The sequence below is a fragment of the Kitasatospora sp. NPDC091257 genome (assembly GCF_044757675.1).
GTDB classification, from domain to species: Bacteria; Actinomycetota; Actinomycetes; order Streptomycetales; family Streptomycetaceae; genus Kitasatospora; species Kitasatospora lactacystinica.
The window spans coordinates 1-1,809 of the sequence record NZ_JBIVVI010001531.1 but is presented as its reverse complement, the minus strand read 5'-3'; the positions used below and the strand labels follow the sequence as shown (position 1 = coordinate 1,809).

At 72.4% G+C, this 1,809-nt stretch carries 1 protein-coding gene; it reads right to left on the bottom strand.

The genetic code is table 11. From position 1 onward, the window contains the following. Positions 1-139: 139 nt before the first annotated feature. Entirely contained in the window at positions 140-1,738 is a 1,599-nt protein-coding gene (locus ACIQOV_RS39995; protein ID WP_401055865.1) for an MFS transporter, read from the bottom strand. Between the last annotated feature and the right edge of the window lie 71 nt (positions 1,739-1,809).

Below are 1,809 nucleotides of genomic sequence, written 5' to 3'. Positions count from 1 at the left end.
GTAGGCACTGTGGGGCCGGACTCCCGTCGGGGGTCCGGCCCTTCGGCGTTCGCCGTGGCGCGGCCCTCCGTTCGGTCCCCGGAACAGCACGACGGCCCCGGACTCCGACGAGTCCGGGGCCGTGGCACGGCGGGGCCGGTCAGATGTGCACGGCCGGGCCCGCGTCGGTGGCGCCGCGGCGGGTGAGCAGGCCGAGCACGGCGGCGCCGAAGGCCACCACGGCGGCCACCGCGAAGGCCAGCGACATGCCGCTGACGAAGGACTCGTGGACGGCGCCGGCCATCGCGTCCACCGCCTGCTGCGGGGTGCCGGCCGGGGCCGGCGGGGCGATGCCCAGCTGGGCGGCCTGCTTGAGGCCCTCGCCCGCCTCGCCCTCCACCGGCGGCAGACCGGCCTTGGCCCAGTTGCCCGGCAGGACGTCGCCGACCTTGGCGGCCATCAGCGCGCCCAGCACCGCGGTGCCGAGGCTGCCGCCGACCTGCATCGCGGCCTGCTGGAGACCGCCGGCCACGCCGGACAGCTCCAGCGGGGCGTTGCCGACGATCACCTCGGTGGCGCCGACCATGACCGGGCTGATGCCCAGGCCCATCAGGACGAACCAGAGCGACATCACGCCGTTGCCGGAGCCGGTGTCCAGGGTGGACATGCCGAACATCGCGGTGGTGGTGATCAGCATGCCGGCCACGATCGGGATGCGCGGGCCCAGCTTGCCGATCGCCAGGCCGGCCAGCGGCGAGCCGATGATCATCATGCCGGTCATCGGCAGCAGGTGGACGCCGGCCTCGACCGGCTTCATCCCGTGCACGTTCTGGAGGTAGAAGGTCACGAAGAAGATCGCACCGAAGAACGCGAAGGCCATCAGCGCCATCAGCAGGACGCCCGCCGACAGCGGCACCGAGCGGAACAGGCCGAGCGGGATCAGCGGCTCGCGGGCCTTGCCCTGCCAGAGCGCGAACAGCACCATCAGGACCACCGCGCCGATCAGGAACAGCAGTGTCCGCCCGTCGCCCCAGCCCCACTCGGGGGCCTTGATGATGCCGAAGACCAGCGCGAACATGCCCACCGAGAGCAGCGCGATGCCGGGCAGGTCGAAGGACTTGGCGGCGTTCTCGGCCCGGACGTCCTTGAGGATCCACACGCCCAGCGCCAGCGCGACCAGGCCGACCGGGATGTTGATGAAGAACACCGACTCCCAGTTGACGTGCTCGACCAGCAGGCCGCCGACGATCGGTCCGGCCGCGGTGGAGGCGCCGATCACGCCGCCCCAGATGCCGATCGCCATGTTGAGCTTCTCGGCCGGGAAGGCCCCGCGCAGCAGGCCCAGCGCGGCCGGCTGGAGCAGCGCGCCGAACAGGCCCTGGAGCACCCGGAAGGCGATCACGGTCTGGATGTTGCCGGCGAAGCCGATCGCGGCCGAGGTGACGGCGAAGCCCGCCGCGCCGACCAGGAAGGTGGACTTGTGGCCGAAGCGGTCACCGATCTTGCCGGCGGTGATCAGGAAGACCGCCAGGGCCAGCAGGTAGCCACTGGTGACCCACTGGATCTCGGAGGGCGCCGCGTGCAGCTTCTCCTGGATCACCGGGTTGGCGATGGCGACGATCGTGCCGTCCAGCGCGACCATCATGACGCCGACCGCGACGGTCAGCAGGGTCAGCCAGGGGTGTCCCTTGAGACCGCCCCCCGACGGTGGGTTCGGCGGCGCGTCCGCCTCGGAGTTCTTCACGACGGACTGACTCATCTGGGCCCTCCGGGGGCGTGGCTCGGTGCGGGACATGGGCGTGGCGCCCCCGCCCCCCCCCCCCGACGCCG

Bases quoted from the DNA above. Each gene is read 5' to 3' on its own strand.
- ACIQOV_RS39995 (WP_401055865.1), bottom strand. From the start codon at position 1,738: ATGAGTCAGTCCGTCGTGAAGAACTCCGAGGCGGACGCGCCGCCGAAC.